This is a genomic window from Streptomyces sp. NPDC049837 (assembly GCF_040674455.1).
Taxonomy (GTDB): Bacteria; Actinomycetota; Actinomycetes; order Streptomycetales; family Streptomycetaceae; genus Streptomyces.
Genome location: NZ_JBFAMP010000006.1, coordinates 479,992 through 503,957, shown reverse-complemented (window position 1 = coordinate 503,957; position 23,966 = coordinate 479,992). Strand labels below are relative to the sequence as shown.

Genomic DNA, 23,966 nt, shown 5'->3' with positions numbered 1-23,966 from the left:
ACACGCGCCAAAATGCTATGGTCGCGCAAGCTTGGGGGAACTGTGCGTGAACTGTTTGAACTGTTCAGGGGAAGGTCGGCGGTGAGCCATGGCGGTGTGGTCCGCGCGGAAGTCCAGGCGTCCGGTCGACGCCCCCTCGCGGCGTAGCGGCGCCCCCTCGGGCACCCCGCTCCCCGACGCCTCCCTCCCGGCGACCACCGACTGGCTGGTGCGCGGCAAGGACGGCCGTCTCACGGCGTACGCCCCGGTCGAGGGCGCCGTACTGCGCTGGACCGAGAAGCACCCGGGCGGCCCCGAGTGGACCGGCCCCGAGACGATCCCGGCGCCCGGCATCGTGCCGTACCTCTCCATAGCCCAGGGCTCCGACGGCTACGTCCACCTCGTGTCGCTGCGCCGCACCCGCCTGGCCGACGGCACGCCCGCCACCGACGTGGTCTTCGCGCTCCAGTACCAGTCCGGCCTGGCCGTTCGCGACTGGGCCGTGGTCGGCAACCCGTACCCGAACGACCCGGCGCTCGCCGGGCAGATCGGCCTGCCCGCGGCCGTCATCGACTCCGAGGGCTCGCTGCACGTCTTCGTGCGCAACGTGGGCGGCGGGATCTGCGGGCGCGCCTCGGTGCCGTCGGGCAAGTGGAACAAGTGGGCCGACCTGAAGGGCAGCGGGATCACCGGCGCGATCTCGGCGTCGATCACCTCCGACGGGCTGATGGAGCTGGTCGCGCCGACGGAGGACCACATTCTGCGCTGGACGCAGGAGACCAAGGGCGTGAAGTTCCAGCGGGCGGAGGACATCCCGGCCAGGGCCCAGGCGGGCTCCCTGTCCACGGAGCGCACCGGCCCCGGCCGCCTCACCCACTTCTGGCACGACGCCGACGACGGTACGGTCCGGGCCTGGCGCCCCTCCGACAAGGCCCCGTCCGCCCTCGGCACCGGCGCGGGCACCGGCCCGGTCGCCCTGCTGCGTACCGCCGTGGACGGCCACGACTGCACGATCATGGCCCGCCGGGACGCCGCCACCGGCCGCCCGGCCCTCGCCGCCTACCCCACCGAGGACGAGGCCCTCGGCGCCACCTGGACGCTCACCGGCGAACCCTGCCTGGGCGCCCCCGCCCTGGGCGTCGACGGCCGCGGCCGCGTCGTCATGGCCGCCTTCGGTACTGACGGCATCCTGCGAGTGGCCCGCCAGAAGCCGGAACCGGGCCTGGCGCTGGGGGCTTGGGCGCGGGTGTAGGGGTCCGGGTCGGCCGTTCCACACCGTTGTGGGCATTCGTTCCGCAGGGCGATGGGGGCCCCTGCTCGAGCGAAGTCGAGAGCTTGGGGGAGGGTGGGCACAACGGGACTGGGGCGGTGCCCGTGGCCCGGTTCGCCCTGGGGCGGTGCCCTTGTCCCGGTGCCCACGGGGGCGGTGCGTGCGTGGGGGGCGCGGCCCCTCCGGGCTCGCCTCCTCGCGGTCGGCGGGGTGCCCACTCGCGAGACGGCACCCCCCGTCGCCGCCGATCCCCAGCGGGGGCGACCCTGCACGGCCCCGCCCCGGCCGTCCGCCGGGTGCGGGCCGTGGAAAGGGCCCCAGGGGCCCTTCGTCAGGCGGCGCGCTCGGTCAGCACGCCGTCCTTCTCGTCGTACAGCGCGCCACTCTTCGGGCACTCCCACACGCCCGGCTCGCCGTCCCGCTCGACCAGCTTGACGCCGGCCCGGCCGACCCAGCCGATCTGCCGTGCCGGGACGCCCACGACCAGCGCGAAGTCCGGGACGTCCTTGGTGACGACCGCGCCGGCGGCCACCATCGCCCAGCGGCCGATCTCCAGCGGGGCCACGCACACCGAGCGCGCGCCGATCGAGGCACCGTCGGCGATCTTCACGCCCACGGCCTCCCAGTCGCCGCCGCGCTTCTGCTTGAAGTCCGGGTCGACGGAGCGCGGGTTGTGGTCGTTGGTGAGGACGACGGCGGGGCCGATGAACACGCCGTCGCCGAGCTCGGCCGGCTCGTAGACCAGGGCGTAGTTCTGGAGCTTGCAGTTGTCGCCCATGCGCACGCCCGTGCCGACGTACGCACCGCGGCCGATCACGCAGCCCTCGCCGAGCTTCGCGTCCTCGCGGATCTGCGCGAGCTCCCAGACACTGCTGCCCGCGCCGATCTCGGCGCTGTCGGCGACCTGGGCGGTGGGCTGGACCCTGTAGTTCACTGTGCTCTGCCTTCCGGTGTGCGGCTTCCCGCGGCTTGCCCGGTGAGCATACGGGCGGCGGCCCCGGCGGAGTCCGGACGGGCCGGTTTGACCCGTGGGAGCGCGGACCGTAACCTTGACCGTCGGCGTGTTTCCATGCGCGCCAACTCCTGAGCACCTCCCTTCCGGCCGGACTCGGTCCGTGGTTGGAAGAGGCCGCTCGTCCCACTCGGACAGTCACGGACCTCGCCGGTCCGTGCGAGCGGCTGGCATCAGGGGTTTCCGTTCCGAGCGAGAGAGAGATCCGCGTGTACGCCATCGTGCGCAGCGGTGGTCGCCAGCACAAGGTTGCTGTCGGCGACATCGTTGAGGTTGACAAGATTTCCACTGCCAAGGTTGGCGACACGGTCGAGCTCTCGACCCTGCTCGTTGTCGACGGCGACGCTGTGACCAGCGACCCGTGGGTGCTGGCCGGCATCAAGGTCCAGGCCGAGGTCGTGGACCACCACAAGGGCGCCAAGATCGACATCCTGCGCTACAAGAACAAGACCGGCTACCGCCGTCGTCAGGGCCACCGCCAGCAGTACACGGCGATCAAGGTCACTGCGATCCCCACGGCTGCGAAGTAAGGGACTGAGGAGACATGGCACACAAGAAGGGCGCATCGTCCACCCGGAACGGTCGCGACTCCAACGCTCAGCGGCTCGGCGTGAAGCGCTTCGGCGGTCAGGTCGTCAACGCCGGTGAGATCCTGGTCCGCCAGCGTGGCACGCACTTCCACCCCGGCTCCGGCGTCGGCCGTGGCGGCGACGACACGCTGTTCGCGCTTCAGGCCGGTGCGGTGCAGTTCGGCACGTTCCGTGGCCGCAAGGTCGTGAACATCGTTCCGACCGCTGCCTGATCCACTTTCGCGGAGGCGGACCTCACTTCCCGTACGTATCGGGAAGCGGGTCCGCCTTTCGCGTGTTACCACGTAGACATTTCCGTACGTAACTGGAGGCACAGAACATGACCACCTTCGTGGACCGCGTCGAGCTGCATGTCGCCGCGGGTAACGGAGGCCACGGCTGTGCCTCCGTTCACCGTGAGAAGTTCAAGCCGCTCGGCGGCCCCGACGGGGGCAACGGCGGCCGGGGCGGCGATGTGATCCTGGTCGTCGACCAGTCGATCACCACGCTGCTGGACTACCACCACTCTCCGCACCGCAAGGCCACCAACGGCAAGCCCGGCGAGGGCGGCAACCGGTCCGGCAAGGACGGCCAGGACCTGATCCTGCCGGTGCCGGACGGCACGGTCGTGCTCGACAAGAAGGGCAACGTGCTGGCCGACCTGGTCGGGCACGGCACGTCGTACGTCGCCGCCGAGGGCGGCCGGGGCGGGCTCGGCAACGCGGCGCTGGCCTCGGCCCGCCGCAAGGCGCCCGGCTTCGCGCTGCTGGGCGAGCCGGGCCGGTCCGGCGACATCGTCCTGGAGCTCAAGACGGTCGCGGATGTGGCCCTGGTGGGCTACCCCAGCGCGGGCAAGTCCTCGCTGATCTCCGTGCTGTCCGCCGCCAAGCCGAAGATCGCGGACTACCCGTTCACCACCCTCGTGCCGAACCTCGGGGTCGTCACCGCCGGCTCGACCGTCTACACCATCGCGGACGTGCCCGGCCTGATTCCGGGTGCGAGCCAGGGGCGCGGACTGGGGCTCGAATTCCTGCGGCACGTGGAGCGCTGCTCGGTGCTCGTCCACGTCCTGGACACGGCCACGCTGGAGGCCGACCGTGACCCGGTGACCGACCTGGACGTCATCGAGGAGGAGCTGAAGCAGTACGGCGGCCTCGACGACCGCCCCCGTATCGTCGTCCTCAACAAGATCGACATCCCGGACGGCAAGGACCTCGCGGACATGATCCGCCCCGACCTGGAGGCGCGCGGCTACCGCGTCTTCGAGGTCTCGGCCGTCGCCCACCTGGGCCTGAAGGAGCTGTCCTTCGCGCTGGCCGAGATCGTCGCCAAGGCGCGCGCGGCCAAGCCCAAGGAGGAGGCGACCCGGATCGTCATCCGCCCGAAGGCGGTCGACGACGCGGGCTTCACGGTCACGCAGGAGGAGGACGGCCTCTTCCGCGTGCGCGGCGAGAAGCCGGAGCGCTGGGTGCGCCAGACGGACTTCAACAACGACGAGGCCGTCGGCTACCTGGCGGACCGCCTCAACCGCCTCGGCGTCGAGGAGGAGCTGATGAAGGCCGGAGCCCGCGCGGGCGACGGCGTGGCCATCGGCCCCGAGGAGGACGCGGTCGTCTTCGACTGGGAGCCCACGATGATGGCGGGCGCCGAGATGCTCGGCCGCCGTGGCGAGGACCACCGCATGGAGGCCCCGCGCCCCGCCGCGCAGCGCCGCAAGGACCGCCAGGCGGAGCGGGACGAGGCGCAGCGCGAGTTCGAGGGCTTCGAGCCCTTCTGATCCCCCGCCCCCGGTGCCTGCCGGCGCCCCTGCCCCCGCGTTCTGCGCGCCCGGGCGGGGGCGTCGTCGTGTGTGGTGCGGTGTCGCGCCGGTCACCGAAAAAAGCGCATGAAATCCCGTTTACGTCGCTCCAGGCGGACAACCTGTGGCCAAGGATCACCGTCTTGTCCGTGGGGGCGGGGCCGCAGGTGCCCCGGCTGACTTGAACGGAGCGTTGATGAAGGTCTCCTTCCTCATCCACACCATCTACGGCATCGGCGGCACCATCCGCACCACGCTGAACCTCGCGGAAGAGCTCGCCGGACGGCATGAGGTGGAGATCGTCTCCGTGTTCCGGCACCGGGACGAGCCGCTCTTCGCGATCGACCCCCGCATCACCGTCGTACCGCTCGTCGACACCCGCCCCTCCTCCCCGGCCAACGAGAAGAAGCACGAGCGGCACCTCCAGCCCGCCGAGCACTTCCCGAAGAACGAGGCGCGGTACAAGGAGTACAGCCGCCTCACCGACGAGCGCGTCCGCGCCCACTACGCCGGGGCCGGCTCCGACGCCGACGTCGTCATAGGCACCCGGCCCGGACTCGTCGCGTACGTCGCCGCGTTCGCGCCCGAGGGCGCCGTGCTCATCGGCCAGGAGCACATGACGCACAACCACCACAAGCCCGACCTGCGGGCCGAGATGGCCGGGTTCCTGACGAAGCTCGACGCGTTCGTCACCGTCTCCGAAGGCGACGCCGCCTCCTGGCGCGCCCGGATGCCGCTGCCCGACACCCGCGTGCTGGCCATCCCCAACAGCGTGCCCGAGCCGGTCGTGGCGCCCTCCGACACCTCGGGCACCACGATCATGGCGGCCGGCCGGCTGGCCTCCGAGAAGCAGTACCACGTGCTCATCGAGGCGTTCGCCAAGGTCGTCGCCCAGCGCCCCGAGTGGACGCTGCGCATCTGCGGCTGGGGCAACCAGAAGGACCGGCTCCGCAAGAAGATCGATCAACTGGGCCTCTACAACAGCGTCCACCTCATGGGCCCGCGTTCCCCCATCGAGCCCGAGTGGGTCAAGGGCGCGATAGCCGTGTCCACGTCCCGCCACGAGTCCTTCGGCATGACGCTCGTCGAGGCGATGCGCTGCGGCCTGCCCGTGGTGTCCACCGACTGCGACTACGGCCCCCGCGAGATCATCAAGGACGGCGAGGACGGCCTCCTCGTACCCGTCGGTGACGTCGACGCCATCGCCGCCGCGCTGCTCCGGCTCATCGACGACCCGGAGCTGCGCCGCCGCATGGGCGCCGCCGCCCTCGTCAACGGCCGCCGTTTCGACCCGGGCCCGGTGGCCAAGCAGTACGAGGAGCTGTTCGCCGAGCTCGGCGCGGCCGCCACCCACCGCGCCGGCCACCACTCGGAGCCCGCCCCCGCCCCCGTGACGGACACCCTCGCGGACTGCGTCGCGGCCGACGACGGCACTCTGACCGTGACCCTGCTCACCCCGCGTAAGGGCGCCCGCCTGGTGGTCGAGGACCATGGCTTCCCCTTCGACGGGCACGGCACCGCGACGGTCCCCGCCGGCACGCCGTTCGCCGAGGGCGTCCACCCCGTACACGTGGAACTGCCCGGCGACGGCGGGCGCGTACCGCTCGCCACCCGCGCGATCGACCAGCGCGGCGCGATGCGCGCGGCGGGGCGGCAGCGCGCCGGCGAACCGGTCCGGCAGCTCGTTCCGTATACAAGGAGCGGTGCTCTGCACCTCCGCTCCTGGGTGCGCCCCGTCCACGCCGAGGTCGGCGACGTCCGGATCGAGGACGGGACGGTCACCCTGTCCGCGCGGTTGTACGGCGCGGCCCGAGCAGGCGGCGAACCGGTTCTGCTGCTGCGGCGGCGCGGGAAGGCACCGCTGGAGCTGGCCTTCCCGGGGAGCAGGCACGGCAACGACGGTTTCCGGTTCACCTTCTCCTGCACCGCCCCCGCCGCCCGTCAGCAGGACCCACACGATGTGTGGGACCTGTGGCTCCGGCCCGCCCCGGAGGCCCAGCCGGTCCGGCTCGCGCGCATCCTCGACGACGTCGTGGAGAAGGGCTCCCTCTTCCCGTACCCCCCGGTCGAGCTGTGCAAGAAGCAGCCCCTCGGGCTGGCGCGCGCCGTCGTCCGGCAACTGGCGGGCAAGCCGCGGGAACGGGTCGTGATCAAGGTCTTCTACAGCGCCGCCAACGAGCTCGTCCTCAACGTCGTCGACAAGCGGACCGCGTGATGTCGGTCACCGGAGCACCGTCGCGGCACTCGTCCGCTCTCCCTGGCCACACGGTGAACACGAGGTGTCGCGGGGGTGTGGGGGGCCCGATGTCCGCCTTGCGAGACGGTCACGGAGAGTGCGACCATCAGCCCGTCCCCCAGTCGTCGCAAGGTAGGTCGTTCTGTGTCAGCGCCGCATGAAGCCAAGCCCCGCACCACAGCAGTCGTGCTCGCCGGCGGTACCGGCCAGCGCGTGGGGCTCGCGATCCCGAAGCAACTGCTGAAGATCGCGGGCAAGGCGGTCATCGAGCACACGCTGACGATCTTCGAACAGGCGGAGTGCGTCGACGACGTGATCGTGCTGATGGCGCCGGGTTTCGTGCCCGATGTCGAGAAGATCATCGCCAAGGCGGGGCTCACCAAGGTCACCCGTGTCATCGAGGGCGGCGCCACTCGCAACGAGACCACCGAGCGCGCCATCCAGGCCCTCGGCGAGGGCCTCGCCGAGGGGGAGGACCTCAACGTCCTCTTCCATGACGCGGTGCGTCCGCTTCTGTCACAGCGCGTGATCAAGGACTGTGTCGACGCCCTCGACCGCTACCAGGCCGTCGACGTCGCCATCCCCTCCGCGGACACGATCATCGTGACCCGCACCCACGGCGAGGACGGCGAGTTCATCACCGACGTCCCCGACCGCTCCCGGCTGCGCCGCGGCCAGACCCCGCAGGCGTTCAAGCTGTCCACGATCAAGCGGGCGTACGAGATCGCGGCCGGTGACCCGAACTTCCAGGCCACCGACGACTGCAGCGTGGTCCTGAAGTACCTGCCGGACGTGCCGATCTACGTCGTCGCGGGCGACGAGTACAACATGAAGGTCACCCAGCCCGTCGACGTCTTCATCGCCGACAAGCTGTTCCAGCTCGCCTCCACCGCCGCCCCGCGCCAGGCCGACGAGGCCGCCTACCGCGAGCTGCTGTCCGGCAAGACCCTCGTCGTCTTCGGCGGCTCGTACGGCATCGGCGCCGACATCGCCGCCCTCGCCGAGCGGTACGGTGCCACGGTGTACGCGCTGGGCCGCTCCACCACCGGCACGCACGTCGAGAACCCCGAGCACGTCGAGGAGGCCCTCGCCAAGGCGTACGCGGAGAGCGGCCGTATCGACTACGTCATCAACACGGCGGGCGTGCTGCGTATCGGCAAGCTCGCCGAGACCGACAACGCGACCATTCAGGAAGCGCTGAACGTCAATTACCTCGCGCCCGTGCAGATCGCCCGGGCCGCATACAAATACCTGGTCGAAACCAAGGGCCAGCTCCTGCTCTACACCTCCTCCAGCTACACCCGCGGCCGCGCCGAGTACAGCCTTTACTCGTCCACCAAGGCCGCCATGGTGAATCTCACCCAGGCCCTCGCCGACGAATGGGCCGGCGATGGAATCAGGGTGAATTGCGTCAACCCCGAGCGCACCGCCACACCGATGCGTACGAAGGCATTCGGCCAGGAGCCCGCCGGATCGCTGCTGTCCTCCGAGGCCGTGGCCCGGACCTCGCTGGACGTGCTGCTCTCCGAGCTCACCGGCCATGTCATCGACGTACGGCAGCAGGACCCCACCCGTGGGGCGAGCGAGGCGTCGGGCTTCGAGCAGGCCCTGGCCTCCGTGCTGGACCGACAGGAAGATGTGTAATACTCACCAGATGTGCTCTTCGGGCCTCTGTGTCGCTTTGTGCGAATGCAGAGGCCCGAGTTCGTAAGACTCGATTCGTAAGAGTCTCGTAAAGCAGACCGTGAAGTCAGTTTGTGAAGTCCGTTCGTGAAGTCGGTTCGTGAATTGCTCGCCTTCACAAGAGTTTTGTCCATGTGAAAAAACCGGCACCCCCTCTGGAGCAGGTTCTTCGTGATTTCGACCGCCATTCGCCTGGCACGTGTGGGCAGTGCGTCAGAGCTCGCCGCGGCAGTCCTCATGGGACTGGGATATCCGTGCGTCATGCTCGCCGCCCTCATCCCGAACCTCTGGTTCTTCGCGGCCGCCGGTGCCGTGACCTACGTCGCCGACTGGTATCTGCACCAGAAGAACAGTTACCTGATCAACCGGCTGAGCAAGGTCAGGGCCGGGCTGCCGATCCGCTTCCTGCTGCGCCAGCTCCTGCTGATCCTGCTGCTCGCTCGCGAAGGCCTCGCCGAACAGCCCGTGTTCTACGCGGCGGTCGCCTGCTTCCTGCTCTTCTACGGCCTCCAGGCCCCGCAGGGCGCCCTCGCCACCCTCATCCGGCTGCGCCGGACCATGCCGGTGGTCACCCGCAACATCGACCTCAACGCCGTTCGCATCCCCGACGCCCCGCCGCAGGCGCTGCTCAGCCGCTCCGGCGAGAAGATGCTGCACCTCGACATCCCCGCCATGGCGGGCGTGATCGTCGCGGTCGCCACCGGGCTGAACGTCATCGGGTACGCGGGCGTCGCGGCGACCCTCGCCCTCGGCCTGCTCTACACCGCGGCCCTCGTCCCGTACCTGCGCCGCAAGCGCCGCGTGCCGGCCGCGGGCGCCGTCCTCAAGGCCGTCGGCACCTGGCTGCGCGAGTACCAGCCGACCGTCGCCCTGTACTTCTCGGGCGGCGAGGACTCCGCGTACCAGGTCAACATGTGGCTGGAGACGATGGAGCAGATCGACGGCCGACCGCTGATCATCATGCGCGAGCGCGGTCTGGTGAAGAAGCTTCCGCCCACGTCCGTGCCGATCCTGTGCGTCCCCGGCGGCCAGCACCTGATGGCCATGGACATGTCGTCGATCCGCGTCACGCTGTACCCCGCCAACGTCGGCAAGAACATCCACATGCTGCGCGTCCCGACCATGAAGCACGTCTTCATCGGCCACGGCGACAGCGACAAGCTCGCCAGCGTCAACCCGTTCTCCAAGGTGTACGACGAGGTGTGGACCGCAGGCCGGGCCGGCCGCGACCGGTACGCGCTCGCCGACGTCGGCGTCCGCGACGACGACATCGTCGAGGTGGGCCGCCCGCAGCTCGCGCCGATCAAGACCTGGACGGGCGCGCCCAGGAACCCGATCCCCACCGTCCTGTACGCCCCCACCTGGGAGGGCTGGGACAACAACCCCGGCAACACCTCCCTGCTGCTGGCCGGCGAGAACATCATGAAGCGGCTGCTGAACGCCCCGCGGCCGGTCCGGGTGATCTACAAGCCGCACCCCTTCACCGGACTCGTCAACAAGAAGGCCAAGGCCGTCGACGAGCGCCTCCAGAAGATGGTCGCCGCCGCCAACGCCGAGCGCGCCGCCGACCCGCGCTGGGCGAAGGAGGCCGCCGCAGCCCAGCCGTCCCAGGCCGAGGCCCGTGCCGAACTGGCCCGTATCGAGGCCCGCCTCGCCGACCTCACCCGCCCCGGCCGCAAGGGCGGCGACGAGGCCGAGGAGTCGCGCGTCTCGCTCGCCGACCCGCAGCGCCTCGCCGAGATCAAGCGGCTCCGGGCCGAGTGGAACGACGCGTACTGGCGCTCCTTCGGCTGGTGGGAGCACAAGGTCGTCACGGGCCCCGAGCCCAAGCTGTACGACTGCTTCAACGAGGCCGACGGCATGGTCTCCGACATTTCGAGTGTGGTCTCCGACTTCATCGCGAGCGGCAAGCCGTACGCGGTGACGGACTCCGCCGAGCTGGGCGCCGACGAGTTCAAGCGCCAGAACACCGCCGTCCGCGCCGCGGTGATCCTCTCCAACAGCGCCGCCGAGCTGGACGAGCTGCTCGCCGCCGTGGCCGACCCGGCCGCCGACCGGCTCGCGGACGAGCGGAAGTCGCTCAAGCGGTACCTGCTGGGCCCCGACGAGCCCACGTCCATCGAGCAGTTCAACGCCGCCGTGCGCGCGCTGGCCGCCAAGGCGGAGGCCCGCAACAACGGCGTGGCGCAGCGGCTGGCCGGCCAGCGGATCGGCGAACTCGACCAGGAGGCCGACGGCGCCGGCGCCGAGCCGCTGGGCGCCGCTCTCGACACGGTGGCGGAGAAGGGCGTGTCGAGCACCCAGGAGAGCGCCGAGGAGGCCACGGTCGCGCACTGACCCGTGCCGGTGCCACCGGCGTAAAGCACCCCGGCGTAAAGCCGGACGTACACACCGCGGCCCGTAAGTCCCTCGTACGAGGCGGACTTACGGGCCGCTGTGCGTGCCGTCACGCCCCGGAAACGCCCGAAGGGCACCATGACGGACGAACTTCGTCCGTTTGCCGCTTACCGCCAGGTAAGGAATCCAGTGGGTGCCGATGACTGAGAACACTCCCGATGTCAGCGTGATCATCGGGGCCTACGACGCTATGCCGTACCTGGTGAAGTGTCTGGAATCGGTCGAGGCGCAGACGATCGGCGCCGACCGCATCGAGATCGTCGCCGTCGACGACGGTTCGACCGACGGAACCGGGGAGTACCTGGAGGAGTTCGCCGCCCGCTCCAAGGTCCCCACGCGCGTGGTGCGGCAGGCCAACTCCGGCGGCGCCGGCGCCCCGCGCAACACCGGACTCGCCCTCGCCCGGGGACGGTTCGTCTTCTTCCTCGACGCCGACGACTACTTCGGCGAGGAGGCGCTGGAACGTCTCGTCGCCATGGCCGACAAGGCCGGGACGGACGTGGTGCTCGGCAAGACCGTCGGCGTCAACCGCAACGCCGCCAAGTCGATGTGGAATCGGACCGTCGAACGCGCCGACATCCACCGCTCCAACGTCAAGTACACGCTCAGCGCCCAGAAGCTGTTCCGGCGCGACCTGCTCGTCAGGCACGGCATGCGGTTCGACGAGTCGCTGACGACCGGTGAGGACGCGCTGTTCACGCTGGAGGCGTACCTGCGCGGAAGCGGGGTGTCGGTGGTCGCCGACTACACCTGCTACTACCTGGTGGGCCGCGAGGACGGCAAACACCTGACGAAGACCGGTGGTTACGTGCCCCGCTTCGACTCGGCCAAGGCCCTGATGGAGCTCATCGCCGAGCACGAGCCGCCGGGGGAGCGGCGCGACCTGCTGATGATGAGGCCGTTCACGGTCACCCTGCTGAACCAGTTCGGCCCCGTCATCCTCCGGCAGCCCCGCGACATCCTGCTCGCCAAGATGAAGCTCGCCGCGCCGCTGATGGCCGCGTACTGGACACCCGGCGTGGCGGACCGTCTCAGGACCGAGGACCGGCTGCGCCTGACGTGCGTGGCGATGGACCGGCCCGATGCCCTGCTGGACATCGTCGCCTTCCTCCAGGCGGGCGAGCAGCCGCAGCGGGTGCGCCGGCGGGGACGCGAGTACCTGGCGTACCCGTACTTCCGGGACCCGGCGGTGGGCCTGCCGGACACCGCCTACGAGGTGCGCGGCGCACCCGGCCCGTTCACCGTCACCCGGCGCCGGGCGCGGCGCCTGGCGGGGCTGGTGGCGGGACCGGTGCTGCGGCGGGTCAGGCGCATGCGGGCGGCGGGGGCCTGATCCCGGGTGTCCCGTGGGTGTCCAGCCGCATGTCCATCGGCCTGTCCATGGGCATGTCCATCGGCTGGAATGCGCGCGCGCCGAACGCCGCTCCTGGCATAGATTTCCCACGTGACAGCAGTGGCAAGGCAGTACGTAACGGAAGCCCGCAGGATCGTCGTCAAGGTCGGCTCCTCCTCCCTCACCACCGCCTCGGGCGGCCTCGACGCCGACCGCGTCGACGCGCTCGTCGACGTACTCGCCAAGGTCCGCAGCGGCGGCGAGAAGGAGATCGTCCTGGTCTCCTCCGGCGCCATCGCCGCCGGGCTCGCGCCGCTCGGCCTCGCCCGCCGCCCCAAGGACCTCGCCCGCCAGCAGGCCGCCGCCAGCGTCGGGCAGGGCCTGCTCGTCGCCCGCTACACCGCCTCCTTCGCCCGCTACGGCGTACGCGTCGGCCAGGTGCTCCTCACCACCGACGACACCAGCCGCCGCGCCCACTACCGCAACGCCTACCGGACGCTCGACCAGCTCCTCGCCATGGGCGCCGTGCCGGTCGTCAACGAGAACGACACGGTCGCCACGGACGAGATCCGGTTCGGCGACAACGACCGGCTCGCCGCGCTCGTGGCCCACCTGGTGCGGGCCGACCTGCTGGTGCTCCTCTCCGACGTGGACGGGCTGTACGACGGTGACCCGTCCAAGCCCGGCACCTCGCGCATCGCGGAGGTGCGCGGTCCGGCCGACCTGGAGGGCGTCGAGATCGGCTCGGCGGGCAAGGCCGGCGTCGGCACCGGGGGCATGGTCACCAAGGTCGAGGCGGCCCGCATCGCGGCGGCCGCCGGCATCCCGGTCGTCCTGACCTCGGCCAGCCGCGCCGCCGACGCCCTCGCGGGCCGGGACACCGGCACGTACTTCCGCCGCACCGGCCGCCGCTCGGCCGACCGGCTGCTGTGGCTCGCCCACGCCTCCACCCCGCAGGGGGCGCTGATCCTGGACGACGGCGCGGTGCGGGCGGTCGTCGCGGGCAAGAAGTCCCTGCTGCCGGCGGGCATCGCGGCCGTCGAGGGCGAGTTCGGCGCCGGGGACCCCGTCGAGCTGCGCGACGCCTCCGGCCGGGCCGTCGCGCGGGGGCTGGTCAACTTCGACTCCAAGGAGATCCCCCAGCTCCTGGGGCGGTCCACCAGGGAGCTGGCGAAGGAACTGGGTCCGGCATACGAGAGGGAGGTCGTACACAGGGACGATCTCGTCGTCCTCCAGCCCTAGACCCGTCCCAGAACGGCTGAAAGTCCCGCCATCCGCCAGAGACCTTCACCAAAACCGCCCCACGTTCCGCGCAGGACTGGTCAACTTTGTCTCAGGGGTAAGCGGGGTGACAGCACCACGACGCACTAACAGGAGGCCGCCGGTGAGACGAGCGCGCCCAGGGGCTCTGCCCCGAGGGACGGCCGAACGCGCCTTGACGAGTGTCGAGGCCGGGGCCGACTTCGACGAAACCGTCCTCGACGACGGCGCCACGGGCCGGCAGTCGGGAAGCCAACCGGAGCGGCGCACCCCGGACCGCCCGGTGTCCAAGCTGTGGCACATCACCCTCAGCGTCTCGGGCCAGGAGGCCCCGCTGAAGGACGTCAGACGGGCCCTGGAGCAGCTCGCGCACGATCACCCGTTCCTGCTGACCAGCCGGTACGCCAATAATCACGCCGAGATCCGGTACTGGGAAGAGGCCCGCGACCTGCACGACGCCGCCGCCGTGGCGCTCCGCCTGTGGGGCGAGCACCGGCAGAGCGCGGGGCTGCCGCCCTGGGAGATCGTCGGCCTGGAGGTCATCGACCGCGAGACGTACCACCTGCGGATCGCGGAGGGCTACGGCCCGCCGCCCGCCGCCCCCGTGGGCGTACACCCGTACTGATCCGCCGGTGTCGCCGTCTCGCAGAGCGGGATATGTGATGGATGCCCGTCGGGAGCGCATTACGCTGCGAGTATGACCTCGTCGCACTCCTCCGCTTCCGCCAGCACCCCGTCAGGCTCGCCGTCCGTCACGCCGTACGACGACATGACCCCGGTCGTCCGCGCCGCCTACCGGGCCCGCGCCGCCGCCGCCGAAATCGCGCCACTCCCGCGCGCGGCCAAGGACGACGCGCTGCTGGCGATCGCGGACGCGCTGGAGGTCCGTACGAGCGAGATCGTCGAGGCCAACGCCGAGGACGTCGCCCGCGCCAGGGAGGCCGGCACCAGCGAGTCGATCATCGACCGGCTGACGCTCACCCCCGAGCGGGTGCGGGCCATCGCCGCCGACGTCCGGGACGTGGCCGCGCTGCCCGACCCGGTCGGCGAGGTCGTCCGCGGCTCCACCCTCCCCAACGGCATCGACCTGCGGCAGGTCCGCGTCCCGCTCGGTGTCGTCGGGATCATCTACGAGGCCCGGCCCAATGTGACGGTCGACGCCGCCGCCCTGTGCCTGAAGTCCGGCAACGCCGTGCTGCTGCGCGGCTCCTCCTCCGCGTACTCCTCCAACACCGCCCTCGTGCGCGTCCTGCGCGACGCGGTCGGCGGCGCGGGCCTCCCGGCGGACGCCGTGCAGCTCGTGCCGGGCGAGTCCCGCGACTCGGTGCGCGAGCTGATGCGCGCCCGTGGCCTGGTCGACGTCCTCATCCCGCGCGGCGGCGCCTCCCTGATCCGTACGGTCGTCGAGGAGTCCACCGTCCCGGTCATCGAGACCGGCACCGGCAACTGCCACGTGTACGTCGACGCCCAGGCCGACCTGGACATGGCCGTCGACATCCTGATCAACTCCAAGGCGCAGCGGCCCAGCGTCTGCAACGCCGCCGAGACGCTCCTCGTCCACCGCGACATCGCCGACGCCTTCCTTCCGCGCGCCCTGGACGCCCTCGCCGAGGCGGGCGTCACCGTCCACGGCGACGAGCGGGTGCAGACGTACGCGGACGGCTCCAAGGCCACCGTCGTGGCGGCCACGGCCGAGGACTGGGAGACCGAGTACCTCTCGTACGACATCGCCGCCGCCGTCGTCGACTCGCTGGACGCCGCCGTGGCGCACATCCGGCTCTGGACCTCGGGCCACACCGAGGCGATCGTCACCACCTCCCAGGCGGCCGCCCGCCGCTTCACGCAGCTCGTCGACTCCACGACCGTCGCGGTCAACGCCTCCACGCGGTTCACCGACGGCGGCCAGTTCGGCTTCGGCGCCGAGATCGGCATCTCGACGCAGAAGCTCCACGCCCGGGGCCCGATGGGGCTGCCGGAGCTGACGTCGACGAAGTACATCGTCACGGGCGACGGCCACACCCGGTAGGCGCCGCCTCGGCGGTGGTGGAGTTCGTACTCTCCCTGCCCAAAACCACCTCCCCGGTCTACCCTGAAGGCGTGCCGGACGACGTGGGGGGCAGGCCGTTCCCGGACGGCTGGGAGCCCGACGACGACCGCGGAGGCGCGGACGAGGACTTCGCCTCCGTGGTGTTCGACGAGGACTTCGTACGGGCCGCCACGATCCATGAACCCACCGCCGTGGAGCGGCTGTTGGCCGCCGCCCAGGCGCGCGCGGACGCCGAGGCCGCCCGCTCCGGCACGGGCGGCGGAGCGGCCGACGACGAGCCGTACGACGACGAGCCGTACGGGGCCGGGTACGGGTACGGCGGCGGGCCGGGACCCGACCACGATGGGGACCCCTACGGGGCGCACGGCGGCACGCTGCGCCCGTACAGGCCCAGCTCGCGCTGGTACCGGCCGGTGGCCTGGATCCTGGCGGTGGTGATGGGCGTCGGCATGGTCGCCCTCGCCTTCACGGCCGTCTACCGGGGCGCCTCCGGCGGCCGTGGCGGGCCGGTGCCGGCACCGGCGACCAGCGGCATCGACACGCCACCCCCGACACCGGCCACCACCGCTCCGTCCGCCTCCGCCCAGTACGGCGCCCCGCCCGTGCCGGCGGTGCCGCGCAACCCCTGAGCGGAGCCCCTGGGCGCACCCCCTGCGCGCACCCCTGCGCGCACCCCCTGCCCGCACCCGCAAGTCCCCGCGCACCAGCGCGTTTACCGTGGCCTCCGCCGACCTACCCTGAAGGTATGGCAGGGCGTGGCGACCCGCCTGAGGGGACGCCCGAGGGGCTTCCCGGCGGTGGTGAGGACGAGTACCGATCCGTCGTCTTCGACGAGTCGTTCGTCCGCGCTGCCCGCCTCCAGGAGTACTCCGCGCGGGAGCGCATGGGCGAGCCCACCCAGGCCGTGCGCAGCCGCCCCCTGTGGAGCCGTACGCCCAGGGGCCCCCGCCCCGGCCCCCGGCACGGCGCACTGGTGCTCGTGCTGGTCCTCGCGGTGGCCTTCGCCGCCGTGGTCTACCTCAGCGCCCGCACCACCTACCAGCCGCTGACCGACCGGCGCGCCGAGCCGCTGCGGAGCACGGTCGTCCCGCTGGCCCCGCAGGGCGCCGTCCCGGGCGGCGAGCCCGACGCCCTGTACGCCCACAGCCCCGCCGCCCAGTTCCGCTCGGGCGCCGCCGGCATCCCCCTCCCGGCCGCGAAGCGCACCGCCCACTTCTCCGAGAGCCAGGTGGTGGCCGCGCTGAGCACCGTGAAGGACTACCTGGTGCAGTCCTCGCTCGACCCGGACGTCCTGACCGGGGCCGCCGTGCGACAGGTGCGGCTGCTGCTCGATCCCGACCAGCTCGAGCAGTTCGACCGGAGCGTGGAGTCCCCGGCCGACGACGGGCGGCACGCCGCGACGGGCTGGCTGGTGCGCTTCGACACGGCCGAGGTGGCCCTGGCCGACCCCACCGCCGCGCGCGTACGGGGCACGATGCGGGTGACCGAGGTGGCGCCCGACGTCCTGGAGGTCACCTCGGACCACACGTTCGTCTACGCGGTACGCCCGGCCGGGGCGGACGCCGACGCCGCCGCCTCGCTGTTCACCGTCCGCCGCGAGCTGGCCTTCCGCTTCGACCGCGAGGACCTGCGGATGCACCGGGCGGAGCTGCTGACCAGCCGCGTGCAGGCCGGCCCCCAGTCGTGCGCGGCCGACCCGTCCGGCTCCCTGCACCCCCTGCCCGCCGGCCACCGCGCCGCCCCCTCGGGCCCCGCGGTCACCGACCCCTACGCCACCGGCACCCACACCACCCCCACCCTCTGCGGCGCCCTGTCCCCGGCCGCCCAGCCCTCCCTTCCCGCAGGCTGACGCGACGGGGCGGTGTGTCCCTTGGCCCCCGGTCCCACGCCCTGACGCGGCGGGCGACGGCAGGGGGCCGTACCAAGGGCCGGCTGGCGCCGCCTGTCACCGCCCCCACGCACAGGGAGCCGCCTCAGTCCGTGCCGCGTCCGTTTCCGTTGCTGCCCGCGAACCTGTCGCGCAGCTTGCCGCCCAGGTCGCCCGCGCCGCCGGCTATGTCACCGACCAGCTTCATCAGGGGATCCTTGCTGCCGCGCACCGAGTCGGCGTAGTGGGAGGCCGACTCGCGGAAGGCATCCGTGACCGAGGTGTCCTTGTCCTCCGAGCGGCGCGGGTAGTGGCCGTCCATGATCCGCTGGTAGTCGCGGCTCTCGGCCCACTTCTTCAGCTCGGCGGCCCGCACCGTGGTGAACGGGTGGGAGCGGGGCAGCACGTTCAGGATCTTGAGCACCGAGTCGCGGAGGTCGCCCCCGGCCTCGTACTCCTCCGCCTGCTCCAGGAACGCGTCCACGTTCATCTCGTGCAGGTGGTTGCCGCCGGCGATCTTCATCAGTCCGCGCATCGACGCCTTCAGGTCCTGGCCCACCAGCAGCCCCGCCCGGTCCGCCGACAGCTCCGACTTGCGGAACCACTCGCGCAGCGCCGTCACGATCGCCATGATCGCGACGTTCCCGAGAGGGATCCAGGCGACCTTCATCGCCAGGTTGGTGAGGAACAGCAGAACCGTGCGGTACACGGCGTGGCCCGACAGGGCGTGGCCCACCTCGTGCCCGACGACGGCCCGCATCTCCTCCTCGTCCAGCAGCTCCACCAGCCCGGTGGTGACGACGATGATCGGCTCGTCCAGGCCGATGCACATGGCGTTGGGCTTCGGGTCCTGGGTGACGTACATCGCCGGGACCTTCTCCAGGTCCAGGATGTAACAGGCGTCCCGCAGCATGGTGTTGAGGTGCGCGAACTGGGCGTCGCTCACCCGCACCGAGTCGGACAGGAAGAGCAGCCGCAGGCTGCGCTCCGGCAGCAGCCCGCTCAGCGCCTTGAAGACGGTGTCGAAGCCGCTGAGCTTGCGCAGGGCGACGAGCGCGGAGCGGTCCGCCGGGTGCTCGTAGGCCCGGGACGAAATCCCCGGGAACCGCCTGCGCTGCCTGCTCGGCACGTTCTCGTGACTGCTGTCGGTGCTGTCGGTCATGGAATGCCCCCTCTTCGTACGAGACCTGCCTCGTCCCCCTGACGGCCCCCAGCGTAGGCGCTGGAGTTACGGTGGGAGCGAGCCTGTGGATAACCGGCGATCAGCGACGAACGCCGACGAACGCCGACGAACACCAAGGAGCGCACCGCCATGCCGGACCCCGCCGCACTGCTGGCCGCCGCCTCCGGGCAGCAGGGCCCCGGCGACACGCTCCGGATCGTGCTCGTCGTCTCGATGCTCGGAGCCGCCCTGCTCGCCTGGTTCCTGCTGCGCGGATACCGCAACGGGAACGACAACGACTGAGTCGGCGTGAGCGTGCCCGGACGGCCCGCATACGATGTGCGCGAAGTCTCCGCTCCGACTCCGATGGATAGGTCCTGCCGAAGATGAGCCTCCCCACCACCGCCGCCAGCCTCGTCACGCTCGCCCAGGGCGGCGAGCACGGTGGCAACCACGCCAGCCTGAACCCGTACATCACCGGTGGCGGCGCCCTCGTGGTGCTGCTCCTGCTGCTGTGGATCACCACGCGCTTCAACCGCGACCGCTGAGCCCGCGCCCGCCGGGACCGCCCGCGGCGCCGTGCCAGTAGGCTCTGCACGCATGGGAGACCAGCAAGTGCCTACCAGTTCCGGCAAACGCCGACTTGGCGTGATGGGCGGGACATTCGACCCGATCCACCACGGACACCTGGTGGCCGCCAGCGAGGTGGCCGCCCTGTTCCACCTCGACGAGGTGGTGTTCGTACCGACCGGGCAGCCGTGGCAGAAGAGCCACAAGAATGTCTCCCCGGCCGAGGACCGTTACCTGATGACGGTCATCGCCACGGCGTCGAACCCGCAGTTCTCGGTCAGCCGCATCGACATCGACCGCGGCGGGCCGACGTACACCATCGACACCCTGCGGGAACTGCGTGACCTCAACGAGGACACGGATCTGTTCTTCATCACCGGCGCGGACGCGCTGTCCCAGATCATGCCGGGCTGGCGCAACGCCGAGGAGCTCTTCTCGCTCGCCCACTTCATCGGGGTGACCCGCCCGGGCCACGACCTGTCGGACGACGGCCTGCCCGAGGGAGGCGTCTCCCTGGTCGAGGTGCCGGCGCTGGCCATCTCGTCCTCGGACTGCCGGGCGCGGGTCGCCGCGGGCGATCCCGTCTGGTATCTGGTGCCGGACGGTGTGGTGCGCTACATCGACAAGCGCCAGTTGTACCGGGGCGAATGAGCCACGGAGAGGGGCACCGGTGAACGACCAGCAGAACCCGTACGACCCGTACTACCCGCCGCAGCCGCAGATCGTCGGCTACGACGCCTACGGGCAGCCGGTGTACCAGCAGGCTCAGCAGCAGTACGAGTCGGCCCAGCAGTACGACCCGTACGCGCAGCCCCAGCAGCCCCAGCAGTCCTACGGCTACGACCAGCAGTACGACACGTCGTACGCGCAGCAGGGGTACGGGTACGAGGGCTACGCCGCCGGGCCCGGGTACGACACCGCCCAGCAGCAGCCGGCCCCGCAGCCCGTCCGCGAGCCGCAGCAGCCGCAGCAGGCCCAGCACCCGCAGGCCCAGCCCGCTCCCGGCGCCGCCGTGCCCGGGCAGCGCCGGCCGGCACCCGGACCGGAACGGCCGGAGGGCGAGCGTCCCGACGCCGAGGGCGAGTACCGCACCGAGCAGTTCTCCTTCGTCGAGGAACCGGACGAGGACTCCGAGGACGTCATCGACTGGCTCAAGTTCACCGAGAGCCGCTCCGAGCGCCGCGAGGAGGCCCGGCGGCGCGGCCGCAACCGGGTCGTCGCGCTCGTCGTCGTCCTGGCCGTCGCCCTCATCGGCGGCGTCGGCTACCTCTGGTACGCGGGCAAGCTCCCCGGCCTTTCCGACCAGGAGACCAAGCAGGGCGGCACCGCGACCGGCCCCCAGAAGCGGGACGTGATCGTCCTGCACCTGCACAACACCCGGAACAAGGAAACCTCCACGGCGCTGCTCGTCAACAACGCCACCACCAAGCAGGGCACCACCGTCCTGCTGCCCAACTCCCTCTCCGTGGCCAACGACGACGGGACCACCACCACGCTCGCCAAGTCCGTCGACGACGACGGCTCCACCGGCACTCGCGAGGCGATCGGCGCTCTGCTCGGCACCAAGATCACCGGAACGTGGCGGCTCGACACCCCGTACCTGGAGAACCTCGTCGAGCTGGTCGGCGGCATCGAGGTCAGCACCGACACCGAGGTCCCCGGCGCGAAGAAGGGCGAGGCGCCCCTGGTGACCAAGGGCGAGAACCAGACCCTGAACGGGCGCATGGCCGTCGCCTACGCCACCCACCGTGGTGAGGGCGAGGCCGAGGCCAAGCAGTTGGAGCGGTTCGGGCAGGTCATCCGCGGTGTGCTGCGCAAGATGTCGGACGACCCGCAGTCCGCGACGGTCACGATCCAGACGCTGGCGCAGATCCTGGACCCGTCGCTGCCCGAGAAGGACCTGGGCGCCTCCCTCGCCAAGCTCGCCGAGCACGCCAAGGTCGGCGACTACAAGACCGCGCTGCTGCCCGTGCAGGAGGACGGCACGCTCGGTGAGCAGGCCACGAACAGTGTGGTGAAGGACATCCTGGGCGGCTCGGTCAGCGCACCGGAGCAGGGCGCGGCCGTACGGGTCGGCATCAGGAACGCCTCCGGCAACGAGGACGCCACCGAGGACGCGCGGATTCTGCTCGTCAACGGCGGCTACGCCGTCATCGACGGCGGCAAGGCCGACACGGAGGCGTCTTCGCAGGTCATCTATGGTGACGCGGCACAGAAGGCGAAGGCCGAGGAGGTCGCCAAGACCCTGGGTCTGCCCGCCGGCGCCGTCGAGAAGGGCACGGCCACGGCCAACGCGGACGTCACGGTCGTACTGGGCCAGGACTACGAGGCCGGGTAGGAGACCGGGCGGGTGTCCGGTACGAGGCCGGGGCAGGGCCCGGTATGAGGGCCCGGTACGAGGCCGCCAGGTAATGGTTTGCCGGGCTGTCGGCGGTACGTGAGACCCTGGAAGGGTTCTGGACCGCCGACGAAAGCCTGCATGTGACCGCCACTGACCGCTCCATCGAGCTCGTGACCGCCGCCGCCCAGGCGGCTGCCGACCGGCTCGCGCACGACATCATTGCCTACGACGTCAGCGACGTGCTGTCGATCACCGACGCCTTCCTGCTCGCCTCCGCGCCCAACGACCGCCAGGTCAAGTCGATCGTCGACGAGATCGAGGAGCGGCTGAACAAGGAGCTCGGCGCCAAGCCGGTCCGCCGCGAGGGCGACCGCGACGCCCGCTGGATCCTGCTGGACTACGTCGACATCGTCGTCCACGTCCAGCACAGCGAGGAGCGGGTCTTCTACGCCCTGGAGCGGCTGTGGAAGGACTGCCCCGAGCTGCCCCTGCCCGAGGACGCCCTCAAGACCCGCGGGAAGGCGGAAGAGTACGCCCGGCTCAGCGGCGCCGACGGCTCGGACGGTGAGCTGAGCTGAACGGCACCAAGGGCGGCAGGGGCCGCCGGATCGTCCTCTGGCGGCACGGCCAGACGTCGTGGAACCTGGAGCGCCGTTTCCAGGGCTCCACGGACATCGAACTGACCGACACGGGCATCGCACAGGCGCGCCGTGCCGCGCGGCTGCTCGCGGCGCTCAAGCCGGACGCGATCATCGCCTCCGACCTGAAGCGTGCGGCGGCCACGGCCGCCGAGCTGGCCGCCATCACCGGCCACGAGGTCAACCACGACTCCGCGCTGCGCGAGACGTACGCGGGCGAGTGGCAGGGCCTGACCCACGAGGAGATCCTGGCGCGCCACGGCGAGCAGTACGCCGCGTGGAAGCGCGGCGAGCCGGTGCGGCGCGGCGGTGGCGAGCTGGAGACGGAGGTGGCCGACCGGGCCGCTCCCGTGGTGCTGGCGCACGCCGAGAAGCTGCCCGAGGACGGCACGCTCGTCGTGGTCAGCCACGGCGGCACGATCCGCACCACCATCGGCCGGCTCCTGGGCCTGGATGCGCACCACTGGGAGGGCCTGGGCGGGCTCTCGAACTGCTGCTGGTCGGTGCTGGGCGAGGGCGCGCGCGGCTGGCGCCTGCTGGAACACAACGCCGGAACGCTCCCGGAACCGGTCCTCGGCGACGACGACTGACCCGGATTTCACTTTCCGGCAGGTCACAGGCTAAAGTTCTTCTTGTTCGCAGCGCGGAGCGCGAAGAACACGAGGGGCTATAGCTCAGTTGGTAGAGCGCCTGCATGGCATGCAGGAGGTCAGGAGTTCAATTCTCCTTAGCTCCACAGTCACCGGATCCCGTCCCCAGCAGGGGGCGGGATTCGTGTTTCCCCGCCCCTGTCGGTGACTCGATTCCCCGGCTCGGACCGGTTCGGACCGCGCGGGAGCAGGCCTGTCGCGTCAGGCCCCCGCGGCGTCAGCGGCCCGGGCGCACAGCTTCTCCATCGCCAGCAGGCTCTCGTCGTCGTTCGCGGTGTACGCCACGATCCGGCACTCCGGCATCCCGTTGATCGACAGGGACACCGACGTCATCCGTATCTCCCCCACGGCGCGGTGCCGGAAGGTCTTCACCCGGGGGCCCGGCGGCACGACGTCCCCGCTCTCCCACAGCTCGGCGAAGTAGGCGCTGGCCGAGGAGAGCCGGGCGATGAACGACTCCCACGAGGGCTCGCCGACATGCCGCCCGTACGCCCCGCGCAGTTGCGCCACCATCAGTGGCAGCTCGGCCTTCTTGTCGACGAGCGGGCACACCGGCTCCGGCACGGTGAAGAGCGTCCACAGCGCGTTGCGCATCTCGTCCGAGGCGGTCCCGGCGCGATCGAACAGCAGCCGGTACGCCCGGTTGGTGGCGAGGATGTCGTACCGCGTGTTGTAGACCACGCTCGGTCGCGGGTCGAGGGCGTCGAGGATGCCCTGGATCTCCGGGCTGATCTCCTCCACGCCCGCCGCGCGGTCCGGCGCGTACGGCACCTCGGCCAGGTGGTAGAGGTGCTCCCGCTCCGGCCGGTCGAGCCGAAGGGTGCGCGCCACCGCGTCCAGGACCTGGGCCGAGGCGTTGATCGGGCGGCCCTGCTCCAGCCATGTGTACCAGGTCACGCCGACCCCCGAGAGCTGGGCGACCTCCTCGCGGCGCAGCCCGGGCGTGCGGCGGCGCAGCCCCGGCGGCAGTCCGACGTCCGCCGGTGTCACCCGGGCCCGGCGGCTTCGCAGGAAGGCGGCCAGCTCGTGCCGCCGGCGCTGATGTCCCGCCCGCTCCTCGTGCTCCGCCTGCTTCCGCTGTGTCGCCATCGTTGTCACGCCCCCCATGGTCGATGGACCGCCCCGCCCTTGCCAGGTGCTGCCAGTACCAGCAT

General features: G+C 71.3%; 22 protein-coding genes and 1 tRNA gene. 20 read left to right on the top strand and 3 right to left on the bottom strand.

The features are described from left to right. The first annotated feature begins 88 nt into the window (after positions 1 to 88). Positions 89 to 1,231 (top strand): hypothetical protein, encoded by a 1,143-nt coding sequence (locus AB0J57_RS20090; RefSeq protein WP_366129557.1) that lies wholly within the window; start codon positions 89 to 91, stop codon positions 1,229 to 1,231. A 349-nt stretch (positions 1,232 to 1,580) separates the two neighbouring features. Here AB0J57_RS20090 and AB0J57_RS20085 read toward each other — a convergent pair whose 3' ends face one another. Beyond that, positions 1,581 to 2,183 (bottom strand): acyltransferase, encoded by a 603-nt coding sequence (locus AB0J57_RS20085; RefSeq protein WP_366129556.1) that lies wholly within the window; start codon positions 2,181 to 2,183, stop codon positions 1,581 to 1,583. Between the two features lie 287 nt (positions 2,184 to 2,470). Between AB0J57_RS20085 and rplU the strand changes: the two genes are divergently transcribed. From rplU to AB0J57_RS20025, 12 genes are all read left to right on the top strand, one after another. Further along, positions 2,471 to 2,791, top strand: a complete 321-nt coding sequence (gene rplU, locus AB0J57_RS20080; protein WP_017944922.1) for a 50S ribosomal protein L21 — start codon at positions 2,471 to 2,473, stop codon at positions 2,789 to 2,791. A gap of 14 nt (positions 2,792 to 2,805) precedes the next feature. Then, positions 2,806 to 3,063, top strand: a complete 258-nt coding sequence (gene rpmA, locus AB0J57_RS20075; protein WP_156694431.1) for a 50S ribosomal protein L27 — start codon at positions 2,806 to 2,808, stop codon at positions 3,061 to 3,063. Between the two features lie 107 nt (positions 3,064 to 3,170). Then, on the top strand, positions 3,171 to 4,607 hold the full coding sequence (obgE, locus tag AB0J57_RS20070; protein WP_366129555.1) for a GTPase ObgE: 1,437 nt from the start codon (positions 3,171 to 3,173) through the stop codon (positions 4,605 to 4,607). A 217-nt stretch (positions 4,608 to 4,824) separates the two neighbouring features. After that, a complete protein-coding gene (locus AB0J57_RS20065) occupies positions 4,825 to 6,843 on the top strand; it encodes a glycosyltransferase family 4 protein (protein ID WP_366129553.1) in 2,019 nt (672 codons plus the stop codon). A 165-nt stretch (positions 6,844 to 7,008) separates the two neighbouring features. Continuing rightward, positions 7,009 to 8,508, top strand: a complete 1,500-nt coding sequence (locus tag AB0J57_RS20060) for a bifunctional cytidylyltransferase/SDR family oxidoreductase (RefSeq protein WP_366129552.1) — start codon at positions 7,009 to 7,011, stop codon at positions 8,506 to 8,508. A gap of 210 nt (positions 8,509 to 8,718) precedes the next feature. Next, positions 8,719 to 10,884, top strand: a complete 2,166-nt coding sequence (locus AB0J57_RS20055; protein WP_366129551.1) for a hypothetical protein — start codon at positions 8,719 to 8,721, stop codon at positions 10,882 to 10,884. A 199-nt stretch (positions 10,885 to 11,083) separates the two neighbouring features. Next, positions 11,084 to 12,277 (top strand): glycosyltransferase family 2 protein, encoded by a 1,194-nt coding sequence (locus AB0J57_RS20050; protein WP_366129550.1) that lies wholly within the window; start codon positions 11,084 to 11,086, stop codon positions 12,275 to 12,277. Between the two features lie 111 nt (positions 12,278 to 12,388). Further along, entirely contained in the window at positions 12,389 to 13,519 is a 1,131-nt protein-coding gene (proB, locus tag AB0J57_RS20045; RefSeq protein ID WP_366129549.1) for a glutamate 5-kinase, read from the top strand. 142 nt (positions 13,520 to 13,661) lie between these two features. Continuing rightward, complete coding sequence (locus tag AB0J57_RS20040) at positions 13,662 to 14,162, top strand: hypothetical protein (RefSeq protein ID WP_366129548.1); 501 nt, start codon at positions 13,662 to 13,664, stop codon at positions 14,160 to 14,162. A gap of 72 nt (positions 14,163 to 14,234) precedes the next feature. Continuing rightward, on the top strand, positions 14,235 to 15,563 hold the full coding sequence (locus tag AB0J57_RS20035; RefSeq protein ID WP_366129547.1) for a glutamate-5-semialdehyde dehydrogenase: 1,329 nt from the start codon (positions 14,235 to 14,237) through the stop codon (positions 15,561 to 15,563). 71 nt (positions 15,564 to 15,634) lie between these two features. Continuing rightward, complete coding sequence (locus AB0J57_RS20030; RefSeq protein ID WP_366129546.1) at positions 15,635 to 16,213, top strand: hypothetical protein; 579 nt, start codon at positions 15,635 to 15,637, stop codon at positions 16,211 to 16,213. 116 nt (positions 16,214 to 16,329) lie between these two features. Beyond that, complete coding sequence (locus AB0J57_RS20025) at positions 16,330 to 17,433, top strand: hypothetical protein (protein ID WP_366129545.1); 1,104 nt, start codon at positions 16,330 to 16,332, stop codon at positions 17,431 to 17,433. A 124-nt stretch (positions 17,434 to 17,557) separates the two neighbouring features. Here AB0J57_RS20025 and AB0J57_RS20020 read toward each other — a convergent pair whose 3' ends face one another. Further along, a complete protein-coding gene (locus tag AB0J57_RS20020; RefSeq protein ID WP_366129544.1) occupies positions 17,558 to 18,613 on the bottom strand; it encodes a M48 family metallopeptidase in 1,056 nt (351 codons plus the stop codon). 150 nt (positions 18,614 to 18,763) lie between these two features. Between AB0J57_RS20020 and AB0J57_RS20015 the strand changes: the two genes are divergently transcribed. The 7 genes from AB0J57_RS20015 (at position 18,764) to AB0J57_RS19985 (ending at position 22,898) form a co-directional block, all read left to right on the top strand. Beyond that, positions 18,764 to 18,916: a hypothetical protein gene (locus AB0J57_RS20015; protein ID WP_366129543.1), complete on the top strand. Its 153-nt coding sequence runs from the start codon at positions 18,764 to 18,766 to the stop codon at positions 18,914 to 18,916. 83 nt (positions 18,917 to 18,999) lie between these two features. After that, on the top strand, positions 19,000 to 19,161 hold the full coding sequence (locus AB0J57_RS20010; RefSeq protein WP_179166370.1) for a hypothetical protein: 162 nt from the start codon (positions 19,000 to 19,002) through the stop codon (positions 19,159 to 19,161). A gap of 52 nt (positions 19,162 to 19,213) precedes the next feature. After that, entirely contained in the window at positions 19,214 to 19,834 is a 621-nt protein-coding gene (nadD, locus tag AB0J57_RS20005) for a nicotinate-nucleotide adenylyltransferase (RefSeq protein WP_084895025.1), read from the top strand. Positions 19,835 to 19,853: 19 nt separating this feature from the next. Next, positions 19,854 to 21,521, top strand: coding sequence for an LCP family protein (locus tag AB0J57_RS20000; RefSeq protein WP_366129542.1), 1,668 nt, complete (start codon positions 19,854 to 19,856; stop codon positions 21,519 to 21,521). 143 nt (positions 21,522 to 21,664) lie between these two features. Next, positions 21,665 to 22,102: a ribosome silencing factor gene (gene rsfS, locus AB0J57_RS19995; protein WP_366129541.1), complete on the top strand. Its 438-nt coding sequence runs from the start codon at positions 21,665 to 21,667 to the stop codon at positions 22,100 to 22,102. After that, positions 22,099 to 22,752 carry a histidine phosphatase family protein gene (locus AB0J57_RS19990; protein ID WP_366129603.1) on the top strand — a complete coding sequence of 218 codons (654 nt, stop codon included), beginning with the start codon at positions 22,099 to 22,101 and terminating at the stop codon, positions 22,750 to 22,752. Before rsfS ends, AB0J57_RS19990 begins: the two co-directional genes overlap by 4 nt. A 73-nt stretch (positions 22,753 to 22,825) precedes the next feature. Next, a tRNA-Ala gene (locus tag AB0J57_RS19985) sits at positions 22,826 to 22,898 on the top strand. 115 nt (positions 22,899 to 23,013) lie between these two features. Here the strand turns inward: AB0J57_RS19985 and AB0J57_RS19980 are convergent. Further along, the gene (locus AB0J57_RS19980) at positions 23,014 to 23,901 is read right to left on the bottom strand and encodes a helix-turn-helix transcriptional regulator (RefSeq protein ID WP_366129602.1); all 888 of its coding nucleotides are present in this window, start codon (positions 23,899 to 23,901) and stop codon (positions 23,014 to 23,016) included. Positions 23,902 to 23,966 lie beyond the last annotated feature (65 nt).

Bases quoted from the DNA above. Each gene is read 5' to 3' on its own strand.
- nadD (WP_084895025.1), top strand. From the start codon at position 19,214: ATGGGAGACCAGCAAGTGCCTACCAGTTCCGGCAAACGCCGACTTGGC.
- AB0J57_RS19980 (WP_366129602.1), bottom strand. From the start codon at position 23,901: ATGGCGACACAGCGGAAGCAGGCGGAGCACGAGGAGCGGGCGGGACAT.
- obgE (WP_366129555.1), top strand. From the start codon at position 3,171: ATGACCACCTTCGTGGACCGCGTCGAGCTGCATGTCGCCGCGGGTAAC.
- AB0J57_RS20065 (WP_366129553.1), top strand. From the start codon at position 4,825: ATGAAGGTCTCCTTCCTCATCCACACCATCTACGGCATCGGCGGCACC.
- rpmA (WP_156694431.1), top strand. From the start codon at position 2,806: ATGGCACACAAGAAGGGCGCATCGTCCACCCGGAACGGTCGCGACTCC.
- AB0J57_RS20025 (WP_366129545.1), top strand. From the start codon at position 16,330: ATGGCAGGGCGTGGCGACCCGCCTGAGGGGACGCCCGAGGGGCTTCCC.
- AB0J57_RS20015 (WP_366129543.1), top strand. From the start codon at position 18,764: ATGCCGGACCCCGCCGCACTGCTGGCCGCCGCCTCCGGGCAGCAGGGC.
- AB0J57_RS20090 (WP_366129557.1), top strand. From the start codon at position 89: ATGGCGGTGTGGTCCGCGCGGAAGTCCAGGCGTCCGGTCGACGCCCCC.
- AB0J57_RS20020 (WP_366129544.1), bottom strand. From the start codon at position 18,613: ATGACCGACAGCACCGACAGCAGTCACGAGAACGTGCCGAGCAGGCAG.
- AB0J57_RS20035 (WP_366129547.1), top strand. From the start codon at position 14,235: ATGACCTCGTCGCACTCCTCCGCTTCCGCCAGCACCCCGTCAGGCTCG.
- AB0J57_RS20010 (WP_179166370.1), top strand. From the start codon at position 19,000: ATGAGCCTCCCCACCACCGCCGCCAGCCTCGTCACGCTCGCCCAGGGC.
- AB0J57_RS20050 (WP_366129550.1), top strand. From the start codon at position 11,084: ATGACTGAGAACACTCCCGATGTCAGCGTGATCATCGGGGCCTACGAC.